Origin of the sequence: Streptomyces sp. JJ38 (assembly GCF_019303475.1) — a bacterium.
Taxonomy (GTDB): domain Bacteria; phylum Actinomycetota; class Actinomycetes; order Streptomycetales; family Streptomycetaceae; genus Streptomyces.
On record NZ_JABLSI010000020.1, the window covers coordinates 56422 to 82242 of the forward strand.

The 25821-nt window shown below is 73.9% G+C and carries 24 protein-coding genes; 9 read left to right on the forward strand and 15 right to left on the reverse strand.

Annotated elements, in window-relative coordinates; all coding sequences use genetic code 11:
- Positions 1-44 precede the first annotated feature (44 nt).
- From HPT28_RS13820 to HPT28_RS13830, 3 genes are all read right to left on the reverse strand, one after another.
- Complete coding sequence (locus HPT28_RS13820; RefSeq protein WP_219091358.1) at positions 45-3065, reverse strand: AAA family ATPase; 3021 nt, start codon at positions 3063-3065, stop codon at positions 45-47.
- Positions 3062-4234 carry an exonuclease SbcCD subunit D gene (locus HPT28_RS13825; protein WP_219091359.1) on the reverse strand — a complete coding sequence of 391 codons (1173 nt, stop codon included), beginning with the start codon at positions 4232-4234 and terminating at the stop codon, positions 3062-3064. The genes HPT28_RS13820 and HPT28_RS13825 overlap by 4 nt, the downstream gene beginning before the upstream one ends.
- Before the next feature lie 129 nt (positions 4235-4363).
- Positions 4364-4987 carry a YigZ family protein gene (locus HPT28_RS13830; protein WP_219091360.1) on the reverse strand — a complete coding sequence of 208 codons (624 nt, stop codon included), beginning with the start codon at positions 4985-4987 and terminating at the stop codon, positions 4364-4366.
- 66 nt (positions 4988-5053) lie between these two features.
- Between HPT28_RS13830 and HPT28_RS13835 the strand changes: the two genes are divergently transcribed.
- The gene (locus tag HPT28_RS13835) at positions 5054-5470 is read left to right on the forward strand and encodes a CoA-binding protein (RefSeq protein WP_219091361.1); all 417 of its coding nucleotides are present in this window, start codon (positions 5054-5056) and stop codon (positions 5468-5470) included.
- Between the two features lie 50 nt (positions 5471-5520).
- Here HPT28_RS13835 and HPT28_RS13840 read toward each other — a convergent pair whose 3' ends face one another.
- Complete coding sequence (locus tag HPT28_RS13840) at positions 5521-6093, reverse strand: helix-turn-helix domain-containing protein (RefSeq protein ID WP_219091362.1); 573 nt, start codon at positions 6091-6093, stop codon at positions 5521-5523.
- Positions 6094-6209: 116 nt separating this feature from the next.
- Here HPT28_RS13840 and HPT28_RS13845 point away from each other — a divergent pair, with 116 nt between their 5' ends.
- Complete coding sequence (locus HPT28_RS13845) at positions 6210-7076, forward strand: EamA family transporter (RefSeq protein WP_219091363.1); 867 nt, start codon at positions 6210-6212, stop codon at positions 7074-7076.
- A gap of 60 nt (positions 7077-7136) precedes the next feature.
- Here HPT28_RS13845 and HPT28_RS13850 read toward each other — a convergent pair whose 3' ends face one another.
- The 3 genes from HPT28_RS13850 to HPT28_RS13860 all read right to left on the reverse strand — a co-directional run bounded on the left by HPT28_RS13850 (position 7137) and on the right by HPT28_RS13860 (position 9000).
- Entirely contained in the window at positions 7137-7859 is a 723-nt protein-coding gene (locus HPT28_RS13850; RefSeq protein ID WP_219091383.1) for a DapH/DapD/GlmU-related protein, read from the reverse strand.
- 70 nt (positions 7860-7929) lie between these two features.
- Positions 7930-8463: a gamma carbonic anhydrase family protein gene (locus HPT28_RS13855; RefSeq protein ID WP_219091364.1), complete on the reverse strand. Its 534-nt coding sequence runs from the start codon at positions 8461-8463 to the stop codon at positions 7930-7932.
- A gap of 84 nt (positions 8464-8547) precedes the next feature.
- Positions 8548-9000, reverse strand: a complete 453-nt coding sequence (locus HPT28_RS13860; RefSeq protein ID WP_219091365.1) for a DUF4442 domain-containing protein — start codon at positions 8998-9000, stop codon at positions 8548-8550.
- A 139-nt stretch (positions 9001-9139) separates the two neighbouring features.
- On the opposite strand from HPT28_RS13860, the gene HPT28_RS13865 reads away from it, so the two are divergent.
- Positions 9140-10186, forward strand: a complete 1047-nt coding sequence (locus HPT28_RS13865; RefSeq protein ID WP_219091366.1) for a hypothetical protein — start codon at positions 9140-9142, stop codon at positions 10184-10186.
- A gap of 64 nt (positions 10187-10250) precedes the next feature.
- On the opposite strand, the gene HPT28_RS13870 is transcribed toward HPT28_RS13865, so the two are convergent.
- Positions 10251-11093, reverse strand: a complete 843-nt coding sequence (locus tag HPT28_RS13870) for a spermidine synthase (protein WP_219091367.1) — start codon at positions 11091-11093, stop codon at positions 10251-10253.
- Positions 11094-11207: 114 nt separating this feature from the next.
- On the opposite strand from HPT28_RS13870, the gene HPT28_RS13875 reads away from it, so the two are divergent.
- From HPT28_RS13875 to HPT28_RS13895, 5 genes are all read left to right on the forward strand, one after another.
- On the forward strand, positions 11208-11981 hold the full coding sequence (locus HPT28_RS13875; protein WP_219091368.1) for a TVP38/TMEM64 family protein: 774 nt from the start codon (positions 11208-11210) through the stop codon (positions 11979-11981).
- Between the two features lie 80 nt (positions 11982-12061).
- The gene (locus HPT28_RS13880) at positions 12062-12958 is read left to right on the forward strand and encodes an undecaprenyl-diphosphate phosphatase (protein WP_219091369.1); all 897 of its coding nucleotides are present in this window, start codon (positions 12062-12064) and stop codon (positions 12956-12958) included.
- A 70-nt stretch (positions 12959-13028) separates the two neighbouring features.
- On the forward strand, positions 13029-14525 hold the full coding sequence (lnt, locus tag HPT28_RS13885) for an apolipoprotein N-acyltransferase (RefSeq protein WP_219091370.1): 1497 nt from the start codon (positions 13029-13031) through the stop codon (positions 14523-14525).
- Between the two features lie 180 nt (positions 14526-14705).
- Entirely contained in the window at positions 14706-15383 is a 678-nt protein-coding gene (locus HPT28_RS13890) for a TetR/AcrR family transcriptional regulator (RefSeq protein ID WP_219091371.1), read from the forward strand.
- Positions 15384-15450: 67 nt separating this feature from the next.
- The gene (locus HPT28_RS13895) at positions 15451-15903 is read left to right on the forward strand and encodes a hypothetical protein (protein WP_219091372.1); all 453 of its coding nucleotides are present in this window, start codon (positions 15451-15453) and stop codon (positions 15901-15903) included.
- Here HPT28_RS13895 and HPT28_RS13900 read toward each other — a convergent pair.
- From HPT28_RS13900 to HPT28_RS13930, 7 genes are all read right to left on the reverse strand, one after another.
- Entirely contained in the window at positions 15879-16349 is a 471-nt protein-coding gene (locus tag HPT28_RS13900) for a hypothetical protein (protein WP_219091384.1), read from the reverse strand. The two genes, HPT28_RS13895 and HPT28_RS13900, sit on opposite strands and share 25 nt — an antisense overlap.
- Positions 16350-16480: 131 nt before the next feature.
- Positions 16481-17152: a uracil-DNA glycosylase gene (gene ung / locus HPT28_RS13905; RefSeq protein WP_219091385.1), complete on the reverse strand. Its 672-nt coding sequence runs from the start codon at positions 17150-17152 to the stop codon at positions 16481-16483.
- Positions 17153-17248: 96 nt separating this feature from the next.
- A complete protein-coding gene (locus tag HPT28_RS13910) occupies positions 17249-18805 on the reverse strand; it encodes an ABC transporter substrate-binding protein (RefSeq protein WP_257578577.1) in 1557 nt (518 codons plus the stop codon).
- A gap of 398 nt (positions 18806-19203) precedes the next feature.
- Complete coding sequence (locus HPT28_RS13915; protein ID WP_219091374.1) at positions 19204-19959, reverse strand: SDR family oxidoreductase; 756 nt, start codon at positions 19957-19959, stop codon at positions 19204-19206.
- Positions 19960-19995: 36 nt separating this feature from the next.
- A complete protein-coding gene (gene fabG / locus HPT28_RS13920) occupies positions 19996-20757 on the reverse strand; it encodes a 3-oxoacyl-ACP reductase FabG (RefSeq protein ID WP_219091375.1) in 762 nt (253 codons plus the stop codon).
- 117 nt (positions 20758-20874) lie between these two features.
- Positions 20875-21309 (reverse strand): DUF3037 domain-containing protein, encoded by a 435-nt coding sequence (locus tag HPT28_RS13925; protein ID WP_219091376.1) that lies wholly within the window; start codon positions 21307-21309, stop codon positions 20875-20877.
- Positions 21306-22124 carry a HipA family kinase gene (locus HPT28_RS13930; protein WP_219091377.1) on the reverse strand — a complete coding sequence of 273 codons (819 nt, stop codon included), beginning with the start codon at positions 22122-22124 and terminating at the stop codon, positions 21306-21308. Before HPT28_RS13930 ends, HPT28_RS13925 begins: the two co-directional genes overlap by 4 nt.
- 313 nt (positions 22125-22437) lie before the next feature.
- On the opposite strand from HPT28_RS13930, the gene HPT28_RS13935 reads away from it, so the two are divergent.
- Positions 22438-25617, forward strand: a complete 3180-nt coding sequence (locus tag HPT28_RS13935; RefSeq protein WP_219091378.1) for a non-ribosomal peptide synthetase — start codon at positions 22438-22440, stop codon at positions 25615-25617.
- Positions 25618-25821: the final 204 nt, after the last annotated feature.

Here is a 25821-nt window from a genome sequence, read left to right on the forward strand (position 1 = left end):
CCGTCTCCGGGAGCCCCGGGCCGATCGAAGCCGGCGCTCCGGCCTCAGGCCGGAGCGCCGGCGCCCTCCACGTGGTGCCGGACGGCCGAGCCCGCCCGGCGCTTGACGACCTCCAGCTGGGCCGGGATACGCAGGCGCAGATCGGCGACGTGGCTGACGATGCCCACGCAGCGGTCCCGTTCGCGCAGCGAGTCCAGAACCTCCAGCACCTCGTCCAGCGTCTGTTCGTCCAGGCTGCCGAAGCCCTCGTCGATGAAGAGCGTGTCCAGCCGGGTGCCGCCCGCCTCGTCGCCCACCACGTCGGCGAGGCCCAGCGCCAGGGCGAGCGAGGCGAAGAACGTCTCGCCGCCGGAGAGGCTCGCCGTGTCGCGCTCCCGCCCTGTCCACGCGTCGACCACGTGCAGGCCCAGGCCGGACCTGGCTCCGCGGCCCGCCCGGTCGTCGGAGTGCAGCAGGGTGTACCGCCCACCGGACATCCGCTGCAGCCGGGTACTGGCGGCCGCGGCGACCTGTTCCAGCCGTGCCGCCAGCACATACGTCTCCAGCCGCATCTTGCGCTCGTTCTCCGCCGAGGTGCCGGCCGCCAGGTGGGCGAGTCGGGTGACGCGGTCGTGTTCGGCCCGTCGCGGCCCGACGGCCCGCACGGCCTCGGCGGCCCGCGCCGAGAGCCGGTCCAGCGCGGCGAGCCGGGAGTGGGCCGCCGCTGCCGCCGCGTCGGCGGCCCGGCGCAGCTCGGCCGCCTTCCCCGCCTGCTGCCGCGCGGCCTCCACGTCCACGGCCGGGCGTTCGGCCGCCGCGCTGATGCCGGCGTCGGCCAGCTCGGCGGCCAGGGCGGCCTCCTCCGTCTGCCAGTCGTCCAGCCGTCGCTGCAACTCCCTCACCCGCGCCGGGTCCAGCACGGCGTCGGCCGCGTCCCGCGGGGTGTCGAAAGCGGCCCGCCAGACGGCATCGGCCTCCGCCGCGTCGGCCTGCTTGAGATGCCGGGCGGCGGCCTCCGCGCGGCGGGCGGCCTCGGCCGCCGCCGCCAGCTCCCCCGCGAGACGGCGCAGGCGCTCGGCGCGGGCGGCGACGTCGGCGTCCTCCCCCCGCGCCTGGTTCAGCTCCGCCCGCTGGACCGCCAGTTCGCGCTGGAGCGCCTCCCGGCGCGAGGTGCGGGCCGCGGTGCGCCGCCCCGCCTCGTGGCGTTCGGCCAGGCGGCGCTCGTGCTCCCGCTCGGCCTGGGCGAGTCGCTCGCGGTGCGTGTGCGCGCCGGCGGCCTCCCGCCGTGCGGCGGCGAGGTCGGCCTCCAGGCCCGACACGAGCCGTGCGCAGTCGTCCACGGTGTCCTGAGCGGCCTCCGCCCGCGCGGCCTCCCATGCCTCGCGCACCGCGTCCAGGGCGCGCTCGGCCGCCTCCCGGCGGGTGTCGGCTTCCTGGTAGCCCGTCAGTGCCGCGTCCTCGGCGGCGGCGTCCACCTGACCCTCGATCGGCCGCGCGGGGTCCGGGTGCCGCTCGGAGCCGCAGACGGCACAGGGCGCCCCCGGCCGCAGCCCGGCAGCGAGCTCGGCCGCGATCCCGGCGAGCCGGCGCTCCCTGAGGTCGAGCCAGGTCTCGCGGGCGGCCGCCGAGCGGTCGGCGGCCCGGCGTGCCGCCTCCGTGGCCTCGGCCAGCTGGACGACGAGCCGGTCCCGGGCCTGGGCGGCGGCGAGCCGGCGGCGGGCGGGGTCGAGGCGGCCCGCGAGCTGTTCGGCCCGGGTGGCCGCCGCCTGCGCCGCGTCGACACGGCCCCGGTGAGCGGCCTGTTCGGCGGGCCAGCCGCTCAGCCACTCGTCCGCCTCGCGCAGCACCGCCTCGTCGTCCGCGGCGTCGCGCTCCAGGGCGGCCAGCTCGCGGTCCAGGGCTCCGGCGCGGGCTTCCGCGCGGCGGGCCGCGTCCAGCGCCCCCAGTTCCTGGGAGGTCTGCCGCTCCGCCTCGGTGAGCCGCTCGACCGGGGCCTGGGCGAGGTGGCCGGGCAGGGCGGCCCGCGCCTGCGCCTCCGCGGCGGCGGCCTCGTGGTGCTCGGCCTCGGCCGAGCGGCGGGCGGTGAGTGCGGGGACGACGGTCTCGGCGGCCCGGGCGCGCTCCAGGCGCCGACGCAGGGCGGCGCGTTCGAAGGCCCGGGCCTTGAGGTCCTCGGCCCGCTGGGTCGCCTGCCGGTGCCGGTGCTGGAGCCGGGCCAGCTCCTCGGCGGCCGCCAGCCGCTCCAGGGCGGCCGAGTGGTGTTCCTCGGCGGCCCGGACGGCCAGCACGGTGCTGGTGACGCGTTCGCGTGCGGTGGTGCGGGCCAGGGCGGCGAAGGTGAGGACGGCGTCGGTCAGCCCGGCGTCCCCCGGCGAGAGTTCGGGCAGGGCGGCGTCGGTGCCGCTCTCCTCCGCGGCCTGCTGCATGCGGTGGGCGAGGGCGAGCAGCGCCTCGTCCGCCTCGCGCAGCCGCTGCTGGGCGGCCGTCCGACGCTCGGCGAGGTGTGCTTCGACGGCGCGGAACCGGCCGGTGTCGAACAGTCGCCCGAGCAGGGCGGCGCGTTCGTCGGAGCGGGCGCGCAGGAAGTGCGCGAAGTCGCCCTGGGGCAGGAGCACGACCTGGCAGAACTGCTCGCGGCTCATGCCGATCAGCTCGCCGACCTCCCGGCCGATCTCCTGGTGGGAACGGCTGAGGGGCCGCCACTCACCGGTGGTGGGATCGTGCTCGTGCAGCAGGGAGCGTGCCTTGTCCGTCGTGTAGCCGTGGCCGCGCTGCTTGGGCCGGCGGTGTTCGGGGCGGCGGGCGAGCCGCAGTCGCCGCTCCCCGACGGTGAAGTCCAGGGAGACCTCGGTGGGAACGGCCTCGGGGGCGTGGCTGCTGCGCAGGCCGGTGTGCCCCTGACTCTGGCGGGCCCCGGGGACGCCGCCGTACAGGGCGTAGCAGACGGCGTCCAGGACCGAGGTCTTGCCCGCGCCCGTGGCGCCGTGCAGGAGGAACAGCCCGGCCCCGGACAGGGCGTCGAAGTCGACGACCTGGGTACCGGCGAACGGGCCGAAGGCGGTGACGGTGAGCCGGTGCAGCCTCAACGGGTCGGGTCCTTCTCGTTCTCGGCGTCGGTGACGCGGACGCGGTCGAACGCGCCGCGCAGGACGGCGCGTTCCCGCGCGTCGGGGCCGCGCCCGGCCCGGACGTGGGCGACGAAGTCCTCGGCGATCTGCTGGTCGCTGCGGCCGCGCAGCCGCCCGGCGTAGCTGCGCCGCTGTTCCTCCTCCCGCCCGTCCGGGTCGAAGACGAGGCTCAGGACGTGCGGGAAACGCTCGGCGAGGCGGGCCATGGGCTCGTCCGGGCGGACCGGGTCGGTGAGGGTGGCCTCCACCCAGGCCCCGGTGTGCGGTTCCAGGGCCTCGTCGGCGAGCAGGTCGTCCAGACGCCCGCGGAGGCGGGCGAGCGGCCGGGGGACGGGGCAGTCCACGCGCTCGCCCCGCACCCGGCCCGCGGCGTCGAGGTCGATCAGCCACATCGACTTGCGGTGGCCGGCCTCGGAGAAGGAGTAGGCGAGCGGGGAGCCGGAGTAGCGCAGCCGCTCGCCGAGCGTCTGGCAGCCGTGCAGGTGCCCGAGGGCGACGTAGTCGACGCCGTCGAACACCGTGGCGGGCACGGCCGCGGCCCCGCCGACGGTGATGTCCCGCTCGCTGTCACAGCCCTGGCCGCCGGTGACGAAGGCGTGGGCCAGCACGACCGAGCGGGTGCCGGCGGGGCGCGCGGCGAGGTCGGCGCGGACCCGGTCCATGGCGGCACCGAGGACGGCGGCGTGGGCCGTACGCTCGGCCCCCAGCTCACCGCGGACGAGGGCCGGTTCCAGGTAGGGCAGGCCGTAGAAGGCCACCGGGCCGTGCGCGTCGGAGAGGACGACCGGGGACGCGCACCCGGCCACGTCGGTCCGCAGGTGGATGCCGGCCCGCGCGAGCAGCCCGGCGCCCACCCCGAGGCGCCGCGCGGAGTCGTGGTTGCCGGAGATCATGACGGTGGGCACGCCGAGGGCGGCCAGCCGGTTGAGGGCGTCGTCGAACAGCGCCACGGCGTTGAGCGGCGGCACCGCCCGGTCGTAGACGTCCCCGGCGACCAGGACGGCGTCGACGTCCCGTTCGCGCACGGTGGCCACCAGGTGGTCGATGAAGGCCGACTGGGCCTCCAGCAGGCTGACCCGGTGCAGGCCGCGGCCCAGGTGCCAGTCCGAGGTGTGCAGCAGACGCATGGGCACCGACCCTAAGCCCCGGCGCTGACAGCCGGTCCCGGGCCGGTACGGGCGGCGCCCCCGGGCGGGGCCGGACTGGTCCACGGGCCACGCTCCCGGCGGGCGGTGTCAGCCGTCGTGAGAGCGGTGTCAGCCGTCGTAGCTGTCGCCGTGCAGTGCGAGGCGGGCCGTACCGGCCGTGGTGTCGGCCAGCCAGTCGCGGAAGGCGTCGACCTCGGCCGCGGGCAGGGCGATGTCGAAGGTGACGCGGGAGCCGTAGCGCACCTCGCGGATCTGCCGTCCGGTGGATCGCAGATCGTTCTCCAGCCGGCCCGCGCGGTCGTGCCCGACGGTGAGGGTGGCGAGGCGGGAGCGGTGCCGGCTGACCGTGCCGAGCGCGTCGAGGGCAGCGCCCACGGCGCCTCCGTAGGCGCGGATGAGGCCGCCGGCGCCGAGCTTGGTGCCGCCGAACCAGCGGCTCACGACGGCGACGGTGCAGCGGACCTCCCGGCGCAGCAGCATCTGCAGCATCGGCGCCCCGGCCGTACCGCCGGGCTCCCCGTCGTCACCGGCCCGCTGCACCGCGCCGTCGGCCCCGAGGACGTAGGCCCAGCAGTGGTGCGAGGCTGTGGGGTGCTCGGCGCGGACGGCGGCGAGGAAGCCCCGGGCGTCGGCCTCGGTGGCCGCGGGGGCGAGGGCGCACAGGAACCGCGAGCGGTTGACCTCGGTCTCGTGCACGCCGGGGGCCGCGACAGTGAGGTACTGGTCCTGCATACGGGCCACCCTACGTCCCCCGGGCGGAGCGGGAATGAGCGGGCGGCGGGCGCGGTTGAAGCCGGTATGACCGTGGACGCCAGCGCGCAGGACCGAGCCGTACGGCGCATGCTGACCGAGATGGGCGACACCTGGGCGGTGGCGGGGCTCTCCCACAACACCGCGCGCGCGGCGTTCGGCGTCGCCAGGGTGCTGCAGCGGTACGGCAAGCGGATCGTCCCGGTGCATCCGAAGGCCGAGACGGTCCACGGCGAGCCGGGTTACGCCTCGCTCTCGGACATCCCCTTCCCCGTCGACGTCGTGGACGTGTTCGTCAACTCCTCGCTGGCCGGCCGGATCGCGGACGAGGCCGTGGCGATCGGCGCGCGCGGCGTGTGGTTCCAGCTCGGCGTCGTCGACGAGGCGGCGTACGCGCGGACGCGGGCGGCGGGCGTGGAGATGGTGATGGACCGCTGCCCGGCCATCGAGATCCCACTCCTGTGAGCTGAGCTCACTTCCCCCGGCTCGGGCGCCGGCGCCGAGACGCCGCCTGGCTAGTGCGGTGCGGGGACGGAGACGGCCATGGTCATCTCCACGGGGGCCGTGCCCTCGTTCCGGAACCCGTGGGACACGTGTGACTGGAAGGTGGCGGAGGTCCCGGCGGGTACCTCGTGGTCGGTGCCGTCCACGGTGAGGGTGAGCACGCCGGAGCGGACGTGCACCAGTTCCGTCGTCCCGGTCGGGTGCGGGTCCGAGGTGCTGCCCTCGCCCGGCATGAGCACCCAGGACCACAGCTCCAGCGGCCCGGGCGCCTCGGCGCCGGCCAGGAGCGTGCTGTGGCTGCCGGCCTCCGTCGACCACAGCCGTACGGCCTGCTCGGCCGGTACCAGACGCACCTGCGGGGCCTGGTCGAAGTCGAGCAGGGTGGTGATGCTCACGCCCAGGGCGTCGCCGACTTTCACCACCGTGCCCACGCTGGGGTTGGTCCGGGCCTGTTCGATCTGGATGAGCATGCCCCTGCTCACCCCCGAGCGGGCGGCGAGGGCGTCGAGCGTGAACCCCCGCTCGGTGCGCAGGCGCTTGAGGTTACGGGCGAGCGACTGGCTGAGGTGGTCCAGGTCGGTCACGTGCGAGCCCTCCCCGAGGGATCTGGCGGTCCAATATTTTGAATGGCAAAGTCCTGCATCGTGGACTACGGTGTGCTGGACTCCAACGTCCATCACACTGTACTGCGAGGTGCCCCATGACCGTGGCGTTCGCCCTGGCCACCAGCCTGATGTGGGGGCTGGCCGACTTCGGCGGCGGACTGCTGACCCGGCGCGTTCCCGCGCTCACGGTCGTGGTGGTCTCCCAGTCCCTGGCAGCGGTCGCGCTGGGCGCCATCGTCCTGGCCACCGGGGGCTGGCAGGAGATCGGCTCGCAGCTGTGGTTCGCGGTGGCGGCCGGAATCGTCGGCCCGATCGGCCTGCTCACCTTCTACCGGGCCCTGGCTCTCGGCCCGATGGGGGTCGTCTCGCCGCTGGCCGCCATGGGCGCGGTGGCCGTGCCCGTCGGGGTGGGCCTGGCCCTGGGCGAACGGCCGGACGCCGTGCAGGCGCTCGGGATCGTCGTCGCCGTCGGCGGTGTCGTCCTGGCCTGCGGCCCACAGACCGGCGGTGCGCCCGTGCCACGGCAGACGCTGGTGCTCACCGCGTTCGCCGCCCTCGGGATCGGCGCGGTCATGGCGCTGATCGAGCACGCGTCGGTCACCATGACCGGCCTCTTCCTCGCCCTGTTCGTCCAGCGGCTGTGCAACGTGGCCGTCGGCGGGGCGGCACTGCTGGACCAGGTGCGCCGGGGCCGGCCGGCGCTGCCGCCGGACGGCCGGAGCGGCCTGCGCGCCTCGCTGCCCGCGCTGGCTCTGGTGGGCCTGGCCGACGTAGCCGCCAACGGCACCTACATGGTCGCGGCACAGCAAGGGCCGGTCACCATCGCGGCCGTGCTGGCCTCGCTCTACCCGGTGATCACCGCACTCGCCGCGCGCGGCTGGCTGAGCGAACGACTCCGGCCGATCCAGAGCGCCGGGGTGGGGCTCGCCGTCATGGGCACGGTCCTGCTCGCGGCGGGCTGACCCGGCGTCAGGACACCCCCGGCCCCGGCGGACCCGGTTCACCTCCCGCGCGGGCCCGGCTCACTCCTGCGGCGGCCCCGGCTGCTCCGGCAGCGCGTCCGGCCCGGCCCGCTCCGCCAGCGCGAGCAGCTGCGCCGAGGTGACGCCCTCCGGAACCGGTGTCGGGGCCGGGGTGCGCAGCGGCGGCTGCCAGCCCGCCTCGGCGTCCCAGCGCCTGACGATCCTGGCCGGGGCACCGGCCACGACCGCATGGTCGGGCACCTCCCCGCGGACGACGGACCCGGCCGCCACCACGACGTTGCGCCCCAGCCGGGCGCCGGGCAGGACGACGGCACCGTGCCCGAGCCAGCTCCCGGCGCCGATCTCCACGGGGGCCGACCGGGGCCACTGCCTGCCGACCGGCTCATGCGGATCGTCGTAGGAGTGGTTGGTGGAGGTGACGTAGCAGTAGGGGCCGAAGAACACGTCGTCCCCGATCGTGACCGGGCTGTGCGCGATGACGTGGCTGCCCCTGCCCAGCACCACACCGGACCCCAGCCGCAGCACCGCCTCCGGGCCGAGGTCGAGATCGGGCATCATCCCGGCGGTCAGGGTCACCTCGGCGCCCACGATGCAGTGGTCGCCCAGTTCGATCCACGGTGCGCCGAAGATCGTGCCCTGCGGAAAGGCGAGCCGGGTGCCGGAGCCGATCCGCCGGAAGGCGTGCGGCCCCGGGCGGTCGGCGGTGACAGCCCCCGCCTGCTGCGCCCACCGCCAGGCGCGGTGCACGAGCCGGGAGGCCATCCGGGAGGCCCGCCGGGCCACGGCCCGGGAGGCGGCCCGGCCCGGCGGTACGGGGACGGCCTCGCCCACGTCAGTCCGCTCCCCGGACGGCGGCGCGGTGCTGCGTGGCCAGGTCGCGGTAGGCGGCGGCGTTGAGCCGGATGTGCTCCCGCTCCTCCTCGGTGAGCTCCCGCCGGACCTTGGCGGGGACGCCCGCCACCAGCGAGCCCGGAGGCACTCGCATGCCCTGGGGGACGAGGGCCTGCGCGGCGACGAGCGATCCGACCCCGATCACCGCGCCGTTGAGGACGGTGGCGCCCATGCCGACCAGGACGTCGTCCTCGACGGTGCAGCCGTGCAGGACGGCGTTGTGTCCCACCGAGACGCGCGCGCCGACGGAGACGTCGAAGCCCGGGTCCACGTGGACGGTGCAGTTGTCCTGCACGTTGCTCTCCGGGCCCAGCACGATCGTTCCCATGTCCCCGCGCAGCACGGCGCCGTACCAGACGCTCGCGCCGGCGGCGACGCTCACGTCACCCACGACCACGGACGTGGGTGCCGCGTAGGCCTCGGGGTCGACCTGCGGCTCCCTGCCGCCCACGCCCGCGATCAACGCCTCTGCCATCGCCAACTCCTCGTTCGACTGTGCGGTCCCTGCCGTGCCCGGGGTGCACCGTATGCGACGCCGGGGACACGGGCGCGCAGCGGCTCAGTCGTTCGGTCGCAGCGTCCAGACGATCCGCATGTCGCCGGTGACGGCGCCGTCCTCGCGGGTGATGTCGACCAGCACCGGGAACTCGGGGCGCTGCCCGGCGTCCAGCTCGGCCACCACGTCGGCGACCGGACGCCCGAGGCGGGCGGTGGCGGTCAGGGGGCCCTTGGCCAGCTTCTTGTAGGTGGTCTCGCAGCGGACGGGCAGCGGCACGGCCCTGGAGAGCTGGTCCATGAAGGCCGCCATGACGATGGCGCCACTGGCGGACTCGGCCAGGGTGAACATCGCGCCAGCGTGCGGGCCGCCGACGTGGTTGTGGTACTCGCTCTGGTCCGGCAGCCGGACGACCACGCGCTCCGCGGTGGCCTCGGTGAACTCCAGGTTCAGGGTACGGACCATCGGCACGGAGGCCGCCATCAGCTCGCCGATCGACGGCAGGTTCTCAGACATGGACCGAACATTACCAGCGAGTAGCTTGATGTGGGGCGAGTCGATTCCCGTTCTTCCTCCGCTCCGCGCACATCCCGGCCACGTACCAAAGCGGGGGCGGCCATGGAGACGTCGGGGCGCCACTCGTAGAGTTCACGTCATGTGGCCAGGACAGCAGCAGCCCGGGGGCGGCCAGAATCCGCAGGAACCCAATCCGTACCAGCAGCCGGGCTATCAGCAACCGAATCCGTACCAGCAGCCCGGACAGCCGGGGCAGCCGGGATCGCAGCCCAATCCCTACCAGCAGCCTGCGGGACAGGGCCAGTGGCCGACTCCGGCGCCTCCCGGCGTGCCGCAGCCGCCCGGAGGCGGCAAGAGTTCCAGGCGCAACACGGTCCTCGCGATCGCGGTCTCGCTCGCCGTCGTCGCCGGAGCGGTCGTGACCGGGGCGATCCTCCTCACCGGCGACGAGGACGAGGGCAAGCCCTCGTCGAAGGACGGCGACAAGCCCGCCGCCAGCTCCTCCCCCTCCTCCACGGAACCGGACCCCTCCGAGGACGACGGCGGCGGGATCCGTGACCCGGACAACCCGCGGGGCAGCGGCGAGTCGGACGACCCCGAGCCGGTGGTCCCCGGCTGGCAGGTCGTCATCAACCCCAAGCACCACAGTGCGTTCGACGTCCCCGAGGACTGGGAACTGGGCACCAAGACGACGATCATCGGCTGGGGCGAGAAGGAGGACCCCGACGCGATGTTCCCCATCCCCCAGGTGGCGATGAGCGCTCCGGCCTACTTCAAGGAGGCCTGGTGCGAGGACTCCGACGGGGGCACGTACTCACGGACCGTCGTCGGAACCAAGGGCGCGCAGGGTGCGAAGAACACCAGCGAGGCGGCGCTGAACGCGGCGCAGAGCTTCGTCTACTACCGGCACGGCGAGGAGAAGGACAAGGTCGAGTGGACCGAGTCCAAGCCGTTCAAGAGCGACCACGGCATCGAGGGCCACATCGCCGTCGCCACGTCGAAGGGCGCCGAGAAGGACAACAAGTGCGAGGCGGACGGCAAGGCCGTCGCCGTCTCGTGGCTGGACTCCTCGCGTGAGCTGCGGCTGTGGGTCCTCATCACGGACACCGGGGTGGAGGACGAGCTGTCCCAGGCGATGATCGACAAGATCGCCAAGTCGCTGCGCCCCTACGGCGAGGACGAGTGAGCCGACGGCGCCGGGGACAGGACCCGGTCGTCGCGGCCTCGTCGAAGGCCGTGCCCCGGCCGGGTCAGCCGACGCTGAAGGAGCCCGGCGGGGGCTGCGGCGAGGGCACGGCGTCCTCGTCCTGAACGACCGTGGCCCCCGCGGCGAGCCGGCGCAGCCTGGACCCGTCCTCGACGCGGGCCGGGAAGGGGTCCGCCGCGCAGGCGCGGGCCAGTTCCGCCACCGGAAGCGGGGCCCCGGAGGCGACGAGGACCACGTTGCCGAATCTGCGGCCGTGCAGGACGCCCGGCTCGATCAGGACACAGAGGTGGGGGAAGACGGCGGCGCAGGTGGCCAGTTGGCCACCGAGGAACGGGAAGGGCGCGCCGTCGGCGAGGTTGGCGGCGTACACACCCCCAGGCCGCAGGGCCCGGGCGGCTGCTTCGGCGCACTGGCGCGTCGTCAGATGCGCGGGCACGCGGGAGCCGCCGAAGACGTCGGCCACGATCAGGTCGTGGGAGGCGGGTTCGGCGGACTCCAGCGCCGCACGGGCGTCCTCCGCCTCCACCCGCGTCTCGTCGCCGTCGGGCAGCGGAAGGTTCTCCAGGACGAGGCGGAGCAGGGCCGCGTCCGCCTCCACCACCCGCTGCCGCGAACCGGGCCGGGTCGCGGCGGTGTAGCGGGGCAGGGTGAACCCGCCGCCGCCGAGGTGCAGCACGTCCAGCGGACCGGCGGGCGCGACGGCGTCGATGACGTGCGCGAGGCGGCGGGTGTACTCGAACTCCAGGTGAGTGGGATCGTCGAGGTCCACATACGACTGCGGGGCGCCGTCGACGGTCAGCAGCCAGGCGCGGCCGCGGTCGACGTCGGGCAGCAGCCGCGCCGTCCCGTGGTCGACGGTCCGGGTCAGCGGGAGCGCTTCGTTCACCGTTCCATTGTGGGTGTCGGGCGGGCGCGCGGAAGCGGTACCCCCGAGCCGCCGTTACCGCACGCGTCACCCGGGAGCCGTCGGGGCTTCACCTTCGTCGGTTACCCTCCCCCGGTGCTTGCGCCCACTCGTCCGAACGTCCCGCACGCCCTCGGCGTACCGCTCGAAGGGCCGGCCGGAACGGACGTCGGCCGGCCCCTCCGCGCGCCGTGGCTGCGGCTGGGCGCGCTGGTGGTGGTGCTGGTCGCGGGCGCGGCCGCCGTCGCCGTCTTCGAACCCCAGCGCCTCCTGGGCCCGCAGTGGCTGGGAACGCTTCCCACCGTTGTCGCCGTGAGCGTGTTCGTGCTGGGCTACGGACTCGGTTCGGCGGCCTTCGTACCGCGCCCGGTGCTGTCCCTGGCCGCCGGACTGCTGTTCGGGGCCGGGACGGGGACGGCCGCGGCACTGGCCGGTTCGGTCCTGGGCGCCGCGGTGGCCTTCGGCCTGGGCCGGCTGCTCGGCCGGGACGCCCTGCGCCCGATGCTGCGCGGCCGTGTCCTGCACGCGGGCGACCGGCTGCTGGAGCGGCACGGCTTCCGCTCCATGCTGGTCCTGCGGCTACTGCCCGGGGTTCCGTTCGCGCTGACGAACTATGCGGCGTCGGTGTCCCGGGTGCGCTGGCCCGCCGTCCTCGCGGGGACCGCCGTGGGCTCGGTTCCGAGCACGGCCGCCTACGCGCTGGCCGGCGGCCGGGCCACGGACCCGGCGTCGCCCGGGTTCCTGGCCGCCTCCGGCTTCCTGGTGCTCACCGGGGCGGCCGGCGTCCTGCTCGCCCGGCACCGGCGGGAGCGCTTCCGGCGGGAACGGCCCCGGCAGCGGAGCCGCGAACCGGCGGGTGCCGCGGACTGAGATCCGGCTCCCCGTAGCATCAGACCGGCGCACCACCCTTTTCCACCCATCCACGATCACAAGGACGAGCGCATCCCGACATGACCTGGTTCGAATCATTCATCCTCGGGATCGTCCAGGGGCTGACGGAGTTCCTGCCCATCTCCTCCAGCGCCCACCTGCGCCTGACCGCCGTGGCGGCGGGCTGGGAGGACCCGGGCGCGGCCTTCACCGCGGTGGCGCAGATCGGCACCGAGGTGGCCGTGCTGGTCTACTTCCGGCAGGACATCGTCCGCATCCTGCGGGCCTGGTCACGCTCGCTGGTGGACAAGTCCGCCCGCCGCGACCTGGACGCGCGCATAGGCTGGCTCGTCATCGTCGGCAGCATCCCGATCGGCGTCCTCGGCCTGACGCTCAAGGACTACATCGAGGGCCCCTTCCGCAACCTCCAGCTCATCGCCTTCAGCCTGATCACGCTCGGCATCGTGCTCGGCATCGCCGACCGCATGGCCCAGCGCGCCGCCGAACGGGCCGAACGCGGCACCGGCCGGCACCGGGCCACACGGCCGGTCAAGGGGCTGGAGGACCTCACGGTGCGGGACGGCATCCTCTACGGCTGCTGCCAGGCGCTCGCGCTGATTCCCGGCATGTCCCGGTCCGGTTCGACGATCACCGGCGGGCTGTTCCTCGGGTACAACCGCGCCGCCGCCGCGCGCTACTCGTTCCTGCTGGCCATCCCCGCCGTCCTCGCCTCCGGCCTGCTGGAGCTGACGGAGATCGGTGAGCACGGCGGCCACGTCTCCTGGGGTCCGACGATCCTGGCCACGATCGTCAGCGGCCTGGTGGGCTACGCGGTGATCGCGTGGTTCATGAGGTTCATCTCCACCCGTAGCTTCCTCCCCTTCGTGCTGTACCGGGTGGCGCTCGGCTCGATCCTGCTGGTGCTGATCTGGATGGGCGTCCTCGACCCGTACGCGGGGGGAGACACGTCGGGCTGAACGACCCGGGCCGGAGGCCGACCGGAGGCACACTGAAGGCAGTCCCGGCCACCGGCGAAGGAGGCGCGCCATGCGGTATGCGCCCTCGCGCTGGTGGGGCGGCCTGGCGGCCCTCGCCGCCGGAGCCCTGCCGGCGCTGGCCTTCCCCTCCCCCGGGCTGTGGTGGCTGGCCTACGCGGGGCTCGTGCCGTGGCTGCTGCTGCTCGCGGCCTCGGCGGACGGGCGGCGGGCGGCGTGGCTCGGCTGGGCGGGCGGCACCGGCTTCATCCTGGCGACGCACCACTGGCTGGCCCCGCACCTCCACGTCTTCGTGCTCCCTCTGGCCGCTCTCGTGGGTGCGCTGTGGGCACCGTGGGGCTGGCTCGCGCACCGGCTGCTCCGGGACGGCGCCGGGCCCGCCCGCGCCCTGGGTGCCGTGGTCCTGCTGCCCTCGGGCTGGCTGATGGCCGAACTCGTGCGCTCCTGGGAGTACGCGGGCGGCCCCTGGGGGCTGCTCGGCTCGAGCCAGTGGTCGTGGGAGCCGGGGCTGCGGCTGGCGGCGCTGGGCGGAGTGTGGCTGATCGGCTGGCTCATCGTGGCGGTGAACGCCGGGTTGGCGGCCCTGCTCGCGGGGGCACCGACGCGGGGCGGCCGCGCAGTGGCGGCGGGGGCGCTGGGCTGCTGTGTGCTGGGGATTCTCGGTTCCTGGCTGTGGGTGTCCGCACCGCGGACCTCGGGTGTGGCGCGGGTGGGCGTCGTCCAGCCGGGCGAGTTGAGCGATCCCGTTCCGCGCTTCGACCGCGGGGTGGAGCTGACGCGCTCCCTGGTGGGCCGGGATGTGGACCTGGTGGTGTGGGCGGAGAGCAGCGTGGGGTTCGACCTGTTCGCCCGTGACGACCTCACCCGGCGGCTTGCCGCGCTCTCGGCCGAGGTCGCGGCCCCGCTGCTGGTGAACGTGGACGCCCGGCGGGTGGGCGGACCGGGCATCTTCAAGAGCTCGGTGCTGGTGGACGACGAGGGTCTCACCGGTGACCAGTACGACAAGACGCGCCTGGTGCCGTTCGGCGAGTACGTCCCGCTGCGCCCCGTGCTGGGCTGGGCCACCCGGGTCGGCCAGGCCGCCGAGGAGGACCGGCTGCGTGGCACGGAGCCGGTGGTGATGTCAGCGGGCGGGGTGCGGGTCGGCCCGCTGATCTGCTTCGAGACGGCCTTCCCGGACATGAGCCGGCGGCTGGCGCGGGAGGGGGCGGAGCTGCTCGTCGGCCAGTCGGCCACCAGCACCTTCCAGGAGACCTGGGCTCCGGGGCAGCACGCCTCGCTGGCGGCCCTGCGGGCGGCGGAGACCGGACGTCCGATGGTGCACGCGACGCTCACGGGCGTGACGGCGGCCTACGGCCCGGACGGGGAGCGGGTGGGCCCGCGGCTGGGGACGGACCGCGGTGGCGCGGCCGTGTACGCCCTGCCGCTGACGACGGAGCGCACGCCGTACGTCCGGTGGGGCGACTGGGTGGTCTGGGGGTCTGTGGGGCTGCTCGGCGGCGCCGGGGCGGCGGGCCTCGCCCGGCGGACCGCCGGGCGGTGGCGCTGAGGCCTGCGCGGGCGCGCGCGAGCGCCGGACGACCTCCGCCGTGGCCGTCAGGCCCCCGAGGCCGCCGCCGATGACGAGTGCGCGTCGCCGGGACCTGGCTCCTCCCCACGGTGGCGAACAGGTTCACTACACCTGTAGTGCAGGATACTACGGATGTAGTGCCATGGGTAGATTCGTCCCATGGACACGCGACCCCGACGCCCTTCCGCCCGATGGGAACTGATCGCCGACACGGCGATCCGGCTGCTCGCGGAGCGGGGGATGCGCGGCCTGACCCACCGGGCCGTCGACGAGACGGCCGGGCTGCCGCCCGGCTCCACCTCCAACCACGCCCGCACCCGCGCCGCCCTTCTGGAGACGGCCGTACGGCGCCTCGCGGAACGGGACCGGCACATCGTCTCGCCGAACGGGATCGCGGCCCTGGGCACGGATGTCGGGCAGTTGACCGAGGCGATCGCCGTGGGGCTCCACGCCCTCGTCACCGAGCATCCCGAACAGCTGGCGGCCCGCTACGAACTGGCGCTGGAGGCCAACCGACGGCCCGAACTGCGCGCCTACTACGACCGCGTGGGCATCGCGGCGTTCCGGGAGCCGCTGGTGGCCCTGATGCGCGCGCTCGGGTCCGCGGAACCGGAACGGCACGCGCTGTCCATCGTGATCTGGTGCGAGGGCGTGCTGTTCAGCTGCTCGGCCGGCTCCTACCGCGCGACGGCGCCGGACGTGGCGACACTGCGTACGAGCACCCGGGAACTTCTCGACGGCATGCTCGGCGCCCCCGGCCCGGGCGGCACGACGGGCTCCACGGGCCTGGGCGGCGCGAGCGGCGTCCCCAACCCCGGCGGCACACCGGACGGGTGACGGCGCTCAGCGCGATCACCCTCACGGGGAGTTATCTCCCCTCCCCGGCTGCGGCAGAGTGTGCGGCGTGCGACGCGCCTCATACGCCCTACTGCTCACCGGAGTTGCCCTGGCCGCGGTGCCCGGGTGCATCACCGTCCCGGCCTCGGGCCGCCCGGCACCCACGCCGTCACCCGGCGGGAGCCCCGCCGAGACCGCGACGGCGCCCGCCCAGGAGTCGATCACCCGGCCGGACCGCCCACCGCCGGTCTCCCCGCACCCGAGCACGCGGGACCGTACCGTGGCACCCGGGCCGCCCCCGCGCCCCCGGCCGGCGCACCCCACGCACATCCCGGCTGACCTGCCCCGACCGCCGCGGGAGGGCGCCCCGTCCGGCGTCGTCCCCGAGCCCGTCGCCTCGCTGGCCGCGGGGACGGACGCCTGCGCCCTGGCCGAGGCGTACGGCGGCTGGCAGCCGGGCAGCCCCCTCGGCCGGACCTGCCGGGAGATCCACGATCACGGGGGGCCCGGCCGCCCGTGACCCTCGGCGGCCTCGGACAGCCGCAGCTCCAGCCGGGCGACGGCGGCCCGGACGCCGCGCCCGTAGGCGTCGTCGTCCAGGGTGTCCAGGACGGCGTGGCAGCGGTCCAGCTCGCGCCGGGACGCCGCGTGCTGGGAGAGCTTGAGGTAGTCGGCCGCGAGGTTGAGGTGGAGCGAGGGGAACAGCCCCCGCGCACTCCGCCCAGACCCGCCCCCGGCGGCGCGGTCGCCGCTCATCGCCTCGGCCGCGCCGAGTGCGCGCAGGTCCCAGGCGAGCTCGTCCTGCGGATCGTCCTGGGTGTCGGCCATGTAATGGGCGACGGTGAGCCGGTGGAACGGGTCGCCGTCGTGGCCGAGTTCGGCCCACAGCTCGGCGAACCGGCCGCGGGCCTCCTCCCGGTCCCCACCGTGCAGCAGGATCACGGCCTGGCCGATCCGGGTCGTCATCGCCTCGTCGTCCGGCGTGGACTGGTTCACCTGCGTCTCCCGTGACTGCGTGTCCTCTGCGCGGCGCTGGCGGATGCGGTGTCCGCCGCCCCGACGCTAACCCGCGGCGGCGCCGGACACCGGGCAGGCGCTCAGCCCGCGAGGTCGGGAATGCGCCAGTCGATGGGCTGGTGCCCGTGCGCGGCGACGGCGGCGTCGATCTGCCCGAAGGGGCTCGAACCGAGGAACTTCCTGGCCGACAGCGGCGAGGGGTGCGCGCCCTCCACCACGACGTGCCGCGAGGCGTCGATCAGCCGCGACTTCTTCCTGGCGTAGTTGCCCCACAGGACGAACACGGCCGGCTCCTCCCGGGCGGCCACCGCACTGATCACCGCGTCCGTGAACTGCTCCCAGCCCTTGCCCTTGTGTGAGTTCGCCTCCCCCGCCCGCACCGTCAGCACGGCGTTGAGCAGCAGGACGCCCTGCCGCGCCCACGGCATGAGGTAGCCGTTGTCCGGGAGCGGGTGCCCCTGCTCCTCCCGCAGCTCCTTGTAGATGTTGCGCAGGGACGGCGGGACGCGCACCCCGGGGCGCACGGAGAAGCACAGCCCGTGCCCCTGGCCCTCGCCGTGGTACGGGTCCTGGCCCAGGACGAGCACCTTCACCTCGTGGTAGGGCGTCGCCTCCAGGGCCGCGAACACCTCCTCGCGAGGCGGGTACACCGGACCGCGCTCCCGCTCCTCCTCGACGAACGCGGTGAGCTCCTTGAAGTAGGGCTTGTGCAGCTCCTCGCCGAGTACGTCCTGCCAGGAGGCGGGCAGCATGTCGATCACCTGGTCACCCTTTCCGGTGTGCGTCGGAGGCGCCCGGTGATCTTCACCGGGCGCCTCCGAACGTACAGGTGGCCTCTGACAGTGCCGTTACCAGCTCGCCTTACGGTGCAGCTTCCACATCCGCATGATGGTCGAGGAGTCGATCGTCCACTCGACGCCGGCGATCTCGTCGTGGGCCGCGATGTAGACCCGGCCCTGCCACAGCGGAAGCAGCCGGGCGTCCTCGGCGAGGATGCGCTGGGCGTCCTTGAGCGTCGATCCCGCGGCGGCCCGGTCGCTCTGCCGCCGGGACTCCGGCAACAGCTTGCCCGTCAGGTCCTCGTCCTCGTAGGGCACGCCCAGGGCGTTCTCCGGGCCGACGAACGGGCCGATGTAGTTGTCGGCGTCCGGGAAGTCGGGGAACCAGCCACGGCCGAAGACGGCGTACTCGCCCTTCTTGATGCCGTCCTGGTAGTCCTTCCACGTCGCCTTGTGCTCGATCCCGACCTTGAACAGGCCCGAGGCGTTGAGCTGGCGCTGGATCTCCTCGAACTCCATCCGGGCGCTCGTGCCGTAGCGGTCCGTCGTGTACCAGAAGGTCAGCTTGACCGGCGTACTGAACCCGGCGTCGGAGAGCACCTCCTCCGCCTTCTTCCGGTTGGGCTCGCCGTACTCGTCGAAGAAGGCGCTGGTGTGGCCGGTGATGCCGCCGGGGACCATCGAGTACAGCGGCTCGGCGGTGCGCTGGTAGACGTTGCGCACCAGGGCCTTGCGGTCGATCACCTGGGCGATGGCCCGGCGGACGGCCGGGTCCTCGACGGACTCGTGTCCGGGGTTGAAGACGAGATAACGGATCTCCGTGCCCACGATGTCGTGCAGGGAGACGTCCTTGTTCTCGAACTCCCGGTCCTGGATGGTGGAGATCTGCTCCGGCGTCAGTCCGCGGTAGGTGAGGTCGAGCTTGTCGTCGCGCAGGGCCTCCACCATCGTGGCCGAGTCATGGAAGTAGCGGATCGTCACCGACTTGTTCTCCAGCTCGGCGGCGCCCTTGTAGCGCTCGTTCCTGACCAGCTCGGCCCGGTCGTCCGGGGCGTACGACTTCAGCACGTACGGCCCGGAGCCCGTGACCTTCTCGGACTCGCGCAGCGCGTCGGCCGGGTAGTCCTCGGGGTCGACCAGGGAAGCGGCGGGGGTGGCCAGGACCAGCGGGAAGGTGGCGTTCGACTCCTTGAGATGGAAGATCACCGTGTGATCACCACTGGTCTCGATGCGGTCGAGGGAGTCGAGCAGGGGAGCCGGGCCGACGGGAGCCGCGATGTTGATCGTGCGCTCGATCGAGTACTTGACTGCCTGGGCGTCCAGCGGGCGACCGCTGGAGAACGTGAGCCCGTCCTTGAGCGTGCACCGGTAGACCTGGCTGCTGTTGTCGGTGAAACCGCAGCTCTCGGCGGCGTCGGGCTCCGGGATGGCGCTGGCGTCGGGAAAGTGCAGCAACGTCTGGTAGACGTTGCGGTACAGCTCCCACGAACCGTCCCAGGCGCCGGCCGGGTCGAGCACGCTCGGCGCGCTGGTCGTCCCGACGACGATGGGCTCGTCCTCTTCTCCGTCCCCTCCGGTCAGTGAAGCACAACCGGCGAGCAGGGCCACGGCGGACCCTATCGCCATGCTTCGGAGAAGCCTCTTCCGGCTGAACACGTGCACGCTCCTCGTTGAACGGGGCCACAGCGGAACATCGGTGCGTGCGAGAGATACCACCGGCTCCGGGAGGCGCTTTCCCGCTCCCCATGTCTCGGCCCCGCGCAGAACGCACCAGGTGCGGCAGCGGACCCGCAGCCTGTGACGACGCAGACCCTACCGCAGCCTTGGCCGGAACTACATGGACAGATCAACGACCTCTGCGCTGGTCGTCACGACCGTCACGCAACCGGCAGCCACGGTGACTCAGCGGTGTCCACGAAGGGCTCCGGGACCCGGTTTCGCGATGTTGCCCGCGGCCACGCACACCTTGGGCGCCGGGCCTGTGAACAGGCCCGGCGCCGAGGGCGTGGCATGCGGGACGGGCGTCAGGCGACGCCCGCATTGAGGAACAGGCCGCCGTCCATCACCAGCGTCTGGCCGGTGATCCACTGCGAGTCGTCGGAGGTGAGGAACGCGGCGGCGCCCCCGACGTCCTCCGGCAGCCCGAGCCGGCCCAGCGGGTAGCGCTGCACCGCCTCCTCCTCCCGGCCCTCGTACAGGGCCGCGGCGAACTTGGTCTTGACCACCGCGGGCGCGAGGGCGTTCACGCGCACACCGGGGGCCATTTCCTGGGCCAGCTGCAGGGTGAGATTGATCATGGCCGCCTTGCTGATGCCGTAGGCGCCGACGAAGGGCGACGCACTGACCCCGGCGATCGAGGCGATGTTCACGATCGTCCCGCCGTGCTCACGCTGCCAGGCTGCCCACGTGCGCTGAGCGAATCCCAGCGCCGAGACGACGTTGGTCTCGAAGACCTTGCGGGCGACGTCCAGGTCGAGTTCGGCGATCGGGCCGAAGACCGGGTTCGTGCCGGCGTTGTTGACGAGATGGTCCACCCGCCCCCAGGCGTCCATGACCCGCTCCACCACCTCGGCCTGGTGCGCCTCGTTTCGGGCCTTGCCCGCCACGCCCATGGCCCGGTCGGGGCCGAGGGCGTCGACGGCCTCCTTGAGCGACTCCTCGCCGCGCCCGGTGATGCAGACCCGGTCGCCCCGGGCGACCAGCGCCCGCGCGATCCCGTACCCGATGCCCCGGCTGCCGCCGGTGATCAGGGCGACCCTGCCGGTGTCCGGCGTCGTCATCGCTGCCCTGCCTTTCGCTCGTGCGGAGATGGTCCGTCAGTCCAGCGGTCCACCGGCCACGTACAGCACCTGACCGGAGACGAAGCCGTTGTCGTCACGGGTGAAGTAGGCGACGGCACCGGCCACGTCCTCGGGACGGCCCACGCGCTGCACCGGGATCTGGGAGGCGGCCGCGGCCTTGAAGTCCTCGAAGTCCATGCCCACCCGGGCGGCGGTGGCCGCCGTCATGTCGGTGGCGATGAAGCCGGGCGCGACGGCGTTCGCCGTGACGCCGAACTTCCCGAGCTCCTTGGCGAGCGTCTTCGTCAGCCCCTGCAGCCCGGCCTTGGCCGCCGAGTAGTTGGCCTGGCCCCGGTTGCCCAGCGCGGAGGAGGAGGACAGGTTCACGATGCGCCCGAAGCCGGCGTCCACCATGTGCTTCTGGCAGCCGCGGGACATCAGGAACGCGCCGCGCAGATGCACGTTCATCACGGTGTCCCAGTCGGACTCGCTCATCTTGAACAGGAGGTTGTCGCGCAGGACTCCGGCATTGTTGACGAGAACGACCGGTGCGCCGAGTTCCGCGGTGATCCGGGTGATCGCCGCCTCGACCTGTCCGGCGTCCGAGACGTCGCAGCCCACGGCGAGCGCCCGTCCGCCCGCCGAGGTGATCGTCTCGACGGTGTCCTTGCAGGCGCCCTCGTCGAGGTCGAGCACGGCGACGGCCCGCCCCTCCTCAGCCAGCCGGACGGCGGTGGCCGCGCCGATGCCTCGTGCTGCGCCGGTCACGACCGCGACGCGCTGTTCGCTGCTGGACATCCTGGTCTCCTCGTCCTCGAAGGGGTGAGCAACCGCTTAGTAGCGTGGGTGAGGGTGACGCTAGAAGCCGGGCCCTGAGCTGTCAACGGTCTCCCTGCACAGCGATGTCGCCCGAGCTCACCGACGTCGTCCGCCCGGCCGGTCCGGACGCGGCGGACGCACCAGCACGTCCAACAGCCGCTCGGCCTCCGCCGCCGGGTCCGCCGTCAGCCCCGAGTGCACCGGGCCGGGCTGAACGACGGTGCTGCGCGGGGCGATCAGCCAGCGGAACCGCCGTCCGGCGTCGTCCCCCGCGGCCTGCCCCGCCCGCGCGCCGCCGTGGCACACGTGCTCGACCGCGCGCAGGGCCGCGTGCACCCCGGCCAGGTCGACGGCCGGGTCCAGCGCGAGGAGCCGGCGCTCATCCAGCGCCGTGCGGGCCGCCACGAACCCCCGGGCCCGGCAGTAGACGACGACGCCGGCGTTGATCCGCTCGCCGCGCTCGACCCGGGGGACGACGTGCAGCAGCGCGTACTCGAAGACGACCCGGTCCGGTGCGGTGCCCTCGCTCATCGGGCCGACTCCTTCCAGTCCGTGAGCCAGCCGGGCGCGCGGGAGGGCCCGTCGGCCGTGGGCGGCCCCAGCGTGACGCGCTCGTGGACGCTCGCCGCCCGCTGTGTGAGGAGCCGGACATAGGCCGCGCGCACTTCGCCCGGTGCCGTGAACCCGGGCTCGTCCACGAGCCACTCGTCGGGCACGTCGGCGGCACAGGCGGCCAGCAACTCGGGCGTGACGCGCGGCGCGAGCCGTGCCGCCGCGGCGGCCACGTCCGGGCCGAACGGCGCCAGTGCGTGGTCGGACGCGTCGTAGGGGCGGGCCGCGGCCGCCTCCGCGGTGGGCCAGTTGTGGTGCCAGATCATGCTCGCGCCGTGGTCGATGAGCCAGAGATCGCCGTGCCACACGAGCAGGTTCGGATTGCGCCAGGAACGGTCCACGTTGCCGATGAGCGCGTCGAACCACACGACCCGCCCCGCCTCGGCCGCGTCCACCCGGTAGGCCAGCGGATCGAAGCCGAGGGAACCGGGCAGGAAGTCCATGCCGAGGTTGAGGCCGCCGCTCGCCTTCAGCAGCTCCTGCACCTCCTCGTCGGGCTCGCCGAGGCCGATGACGGGGTCGAGCTGCATCCGCACGAGCTCCGGCACCCGCAGCCCGAGCTCCTGGGCGAGCCGGCCGCAGAGCACCTCGGCCACCAGCGACTTGCGGCCCTGGCCCGCGCCGGTGAACTTCATGACGTACGTGCCCAGATCGTCGGCCTCGACGATCCCGGGCAGCGATCCGCCCTCGCGCAAGGGGGTGACGTACCGGGTCGCGATGACTTCGGTCAGCATTTCGCCAGGCTATACGGCCACCGGGCCTTGCGATCCACGGATGAGCCGCCGGCGACGCCCTCGACCGGCCGCCCGTCCGCCGCGGCCGGGCGCGGGCGCGTCCAGACGACGTCCAGGTTCCGTGCAGGGCCCGCGGAACACAATGGCCTCCGCCGCGTGGCTCCGGGGTCCGGGAGGCCGCGCCCACGCCCGCCGCGTGCGGCCGAACGGGACGTGGCCGACGGCCCGTGCCCCCGGGACGCATGCGACGCCCCGCCCCGCCCCCGCTCGCCTCCTCACCGTCTGCCAGCCTCCCGAACGGAGCCCCGTGACGATGACCGCCTCCTCCTCCGCAGCGTCCGAGCCCCGCCTCCAGCTCTCGTTCGGGCAGGAGCAGTTGTGGTTCCTCGACCAGATGAACCCCGGGCAGACCACGTACAACGTCACGAACGCCCACCGGCTGCGCGGCCCTCTCGACGCGTCCGCGCTCGAGCGCGCGCTCGACCTGCTGACGGCACGGCACGAGCAGCTGCGGGCGACCTTCCACGCGGCGGACGGCGTCCCCTACCAGGTCATCTCCCCCGCGGTGGAGCGGCCGCTGCCGGTGCGCGACCTGTCCGGGCTGGCCCCCGGAGAGCGGGAGGACGCGCTGCGGCGGGAGCTGCGGCAGGAGGCCGACACCCCGTTCGACCTGTCCGCGGGGCCCGTGTCCCGGTTCCGGCTCTACCGGCTGGACGACGAGGAGCACGTGCTCTGCCTGGGCTTCCACCACATCGTCACCGACGGCTGGTCCACCGGGGTGCTCAGCCGCGAGCTCGAACACGCCTACCGGGAGCTGGCCGCCGGGCGGGAACCCGCGCTGCCGGAGCTCACGGCCGGTTACGCCGACCACATCCGGCGCCAGCGCAAGCAGCGGGTCGACGGCGTGTGGGAGGACGAGCTGACGTTCTGGGAGGAGCGCCTCGCCGGGCTCGGGGCGCTCGAACTCCCCGCCGACCGGATCAGGCCGGCCGAGCCGACCCACCGCGGCGAGACTCTCACGGTCGACTTCCCTCCCGAACTGCTGCGGCGGGCCCGCTCGCTGGCCCAGGAACAGGGCGCCTCCCTGTACATGGTGGTCGCCGCCGCGCTGACCGTCGTGCTCAGCCGGTACAGCGGACAGGACGACATACCCGTGGGCGTGCCCATGCTGGGCCGCACCGAGCCCGAGCTCGAGGACGTGGTCGGACTCTTCATCAACATGACGGTGCTGCGCTGCGACCTGTCCGGCTCCGTGACCTTCGCCGAGCTGCTGGAGCGGGTCGCCGACGCCAACCTCGACATCTACGACCACCAGGACGTGCCGTTCGACCACGTGGTCGAACGGGTGCAGCCGACCCGTGACGCGGGCCGCAACCCGCTCTTCCAGATCGCCTGCCAGCTGCTCGGCGAGGGCTCCACGGGCGACGTCCTGCGCCTGGAGGGGCTGAGCGGTGAGCCGGTCCGGGTAGTCGGCGGACAGTCCCGGTTCGACGCGTCGTTCAACTTCGTCGAGGGCCCGGAACGACTGCGGGTCGACGTGGAGTTCGCGACCGACCTGTACGACCGCTGGCGGATCGAGGCCATGACCGGCCACTTCCGTACCGTGCTCGAGGCGGCGTGCGCGGCCCCCGACACCCCGGTGTCCCGGCTGCCCCTCCTTTCCGAGGAGGAGCGGCGCACCCTGCTGGCGGCCGGGCGCGGAGCCGACTTCGACTTCCCCGCCGAACCGCTGCACGCCACGATCGTCCGGATCGCCCGGGAGCACCCCGAACAGCTCGCCGCCGTCTGCCGCGGCCGGGAGATGACCTACGGCGAACTGGTGCGGCGGGCGTTCAAGCTCGCCCGGTACCTGCGCTCCCGGGGCGTGCGGCACGAGCAGGTCGTGGCCGTCGCGATGGACCGGGATCTGGACACACTGGTGGCCATCGTGGGGGTCATGGTGGCCGGGGCCGCGTACACCGTCCTCGACCCCTCGCACCCCGACGCCCGCCTGGACTACATGCTGCGGGACACCGAGGCCCCCCTGGTCGTCACCCGGGCGGACACGCTCGGCCAGCTGCCGCCCTCCTGTGGCTGGGCGAGCCTGCGGATCGACGCCGACTGGGACGAGGTCGAGGCCCTGCCCGAGGACGAACCGCTGGAGGAGTGGGCGGGCCCCGGCTCGCTGGCGTACGTCCTCTACACCTCGGGATCGACGGGGACGCCCAAGGGCGTGCTCGTCGAGCAGCAGGGCCTGCGCACGTTCGTCGAGGCCTACCGGCGCACGTTCGGCGCGTGGGGCCGAACCGACCGGCTCCTGCAGCTTCCGGCACTCACCTTCGACATGTCCCAGGGCGAGATCTTCACGGGGCTGACCAGCGGTTCGACGCTGGTGCTGGTGTCGCCCGGGGAACTCTCCTCGCCCGAGTCGCTGGGCTCCCTCATGCGTGAGCAGCGGGTCACCTACGCCGGCCTGTCGCCGACGATCCTCTCGCTGGTGGACGCGGAGCCCTATCCGGACCTGAAGTACATCATGGGCGGGGCGGAGGTCCTGCCGACCGAGCTGGTCAACAAGTGGAACCTTCCCGGCCGCATGTTCGTGAACCTCTACGGCCCCACCGAGGCGTCCGTGGCGACCACCGAGTACCTGTGCGAGCACAAGGAGTGGACGTCCTCGCCGCCCATCGGCCGGCCCGAGCTCGGCCGGCTGCACTACGTCGTCGACCCGGAGCTGAACCTGGTGCCGGTCGGTGTTCCGGGCGAACTGCTCATCGGCGGGCGGGGGCTCGCCCGGGGCTACCTCAACCAGCCCGCCACGACCGAGGAGAAGTTCGTGCCCGACCCCGTCCTGGGCGAGGGCCGGGTCTACCGCACCGGCGACCTGGTGCGCTGGACCCCGGACCTCCAGATCGACTTCCTCGGCCGGCTGGACAACCAGGTGAAGCTGCGCGGCCTCAGAATCGAACTCGGCGAGATCGAGTCCCAGCTGGTCACCCACCCCCAGGTCCGGATGGCGCTGGCCCTGCTGCGGGAGGACGGCGGCGAGAAGCGGCTCGTGGCGTACTACACCGTGCTCGGCGACGCGTCTCCGACGACGGCCGAGCTGCGGGCCCACCTGGGCCGGACCCTGCCCGAGTACATGGTGCCGACGGCCTGGGTGGAGCTGGCAGAGTTCCCGCTCACCGCCTCGCGCAAGATCGACCGCGCCGCGCTCCCCGCCCCCGTGTCCGACCGGGACCAGGACCAGGACGGCTACGTCGCCCCCACCACCCCGACCGAGGAGAAGCTCGCCGAGGTCCTGGCGACGGTACTGGCCGTGCCGAGGGTCGGGGCCGATGCCAACTTCTTCGCGATCGGCGGCAACTCGCTCCAGGCGATGCGCGTGGTCAGCCGCCTCAACAAGCACTTCAAGGTGAAGGTCAACGTCCGGCTGCTGTACGGCGGCGCGACCGTCGGGACGCTGGCCGCCGCCATCGACGAGCTCGTCCGGAAGGCGGCCGAGGCGCATGGCTGAGACCAGGCGTCGCCGGGTTCCCCCACCGTGCCCCGGGAGGCAGACGTGACCCCGAACGGCTCCTCCGCCGTCTCCGTCCCAGCGGGCCGCAGCCCCTCCGGGGGAGCAGCGCAGGCGCCGCCCGCGCTGCTCCCGACCGACCGGCCGCGCCGGCCCGCGGCCTCCCCCGGGCACGCCGGCCCCGCCCGCACCGGCGTCGCGCGT

What these genes read in the sequence shown, in the direction of transcription:
- HPT28_RS13900 (WP_219091384.1), bottom strand. Translation starts at nt 16,349, where the DNA reads ATGACGACCCGGATCGGCCAGGCCGTGATCCTGCTGCACGGTGGGGAC.
- fabG (WP_219091375.1), bottom strand. Translation starts at nt 20,757, where the DNA reads ATGTCCAGCAGCGAACAGCGCGTCGCGGTCGTGACCGGCGCAGCACGA.
- HPT28_RS13880 (WP_219091369.1), top strand. Translation starts at nt 12,062, where the DNA reads ATGACCTGGTTCGAATCATTCATCCTCGGGATCGTCCAGGGGCTGACG.
- HPT28_RS13850 (WP_219091383.1), bottom strand. Translation starts at nt 7,859, where the DNA reads ATGGCCTCCCGGCTCGTGCACCGCGCCTGGCGGTGGGCGCAGCAGGCG.
- HPT28_RS13855 (WP_219091364.1), bottom strand. Translation starts at nt 8,463, where the DNA reads ATGGCAGAGGCGTTGATCGCGGGCGTGGGCGGCAGGGAGCCGCAGGTC.
- HPT28_RS13830 (WP_219091360.1), bottom strand. Translation starts at nt 4,987, where the DNA reads ATGCAGGACCAGTACCTCACTGTCGCGGCCCCCGGCGTGCACGAGACC.
- HPT28_RS13930 (WP_219091377.1), bottom strand. Translation starts at nt 22,124, where the DNA reads ATGCTGACCGAAGTCATCGCGACCCGGTACGTCACCCCCTTGCGCGAG.
- HPT28_RS13910 (WP_257578577.1), bottom strand. Translation starts at nt 18,805, where the DNA reads ATGGCGATAGGGTCCGCCGTGGCCCTGCTCGCCGGTTGTGCTTCACTG.
- HPT28_RS13915 (WP_219091374.1), bottom strand. Translation starts at nt 19,959, where the DNA reads ATGACGACGCCGGACACCGGCAGGGTCGCCCTGATCACCGGCGGCAGC.
- HPT28_RS13865 (WP_219091366.1), top strand. Translation starts at nt 9,140, where the DNA reads ATGTGGCCAGGACAGCAGCAGCCCGGGGGCGGCCAGAATCCGCAGGAA.
- HPT28_RS13835 (WP_219091361.1), top strand. Translation starts at nt 5,054, where the DNA reads ATGACCGTGGACGCCAGCGCGCAGGACCGAGCCGTACGGCGCATGCTG.
- HPT28_RS13925 (WP_219091376.1), bottom strand. Translation starts at nt 21,309, where the DNA reads ATGAGCGAGGGCACCGCACCGGACCGGGTCGTCTTCGAGTACGCGCTG.
- HPT28_RS13935 (WP_219091378.1), top strand. Translation starts at nt 22,438, where the DNA reads ATGACCGCCTCCTCCTCCGCAGCGTCCGAGCCCCGCCTCCAGCTCTCG.
- ung (WP_219091385.1), bottom strand. Translation starts at nt 17,152, where the DNA reads ATGCTGCCCGCCTCCTGGCAGGACGTACTCGGCGAGGAGCTGCACAAG.
- HPT28_RS13825 (WP_219091359.1), bottom strand. Translation starts at nt 4,234, where the DNA reads ATGCGTCTGCTGCACACCTCGGACTGGCACCTGGGCCGCGGCCTGCAC.
- HPT28_RS13890 (WP_219091371.1), top strand. Translation starts at nt 14,706, where the DNA reads ATGGACACGCGACCCCGACGCCCTTCCGCCCGATGGGAACTGATCGCC.
- lnt (WP_219091370.1), top strand. Translation starts at nt 13,029, where the DNA reads ATGCGGTATGCGCCCTCGCGCTGGTGGGGCGGCCTGGCGGCCCTCGCC.
- HPT28_RS13860 (WP_219091365.1), bottom strand. Translation starts at nt 9,000, where the DNA reads ATGTCTGAGAACCTGCCGTCGATCGGCGAGCTGATGGCGGCCTCCGTG.
- HPT28_RS13845 (WP_219091363.1), top strand. Translation starts at nt 6,210, where the DNA reads ATGACCGTGGCGTTCGCCCTGGCCACCAGCCTGATGTGGGGGCTGGCC.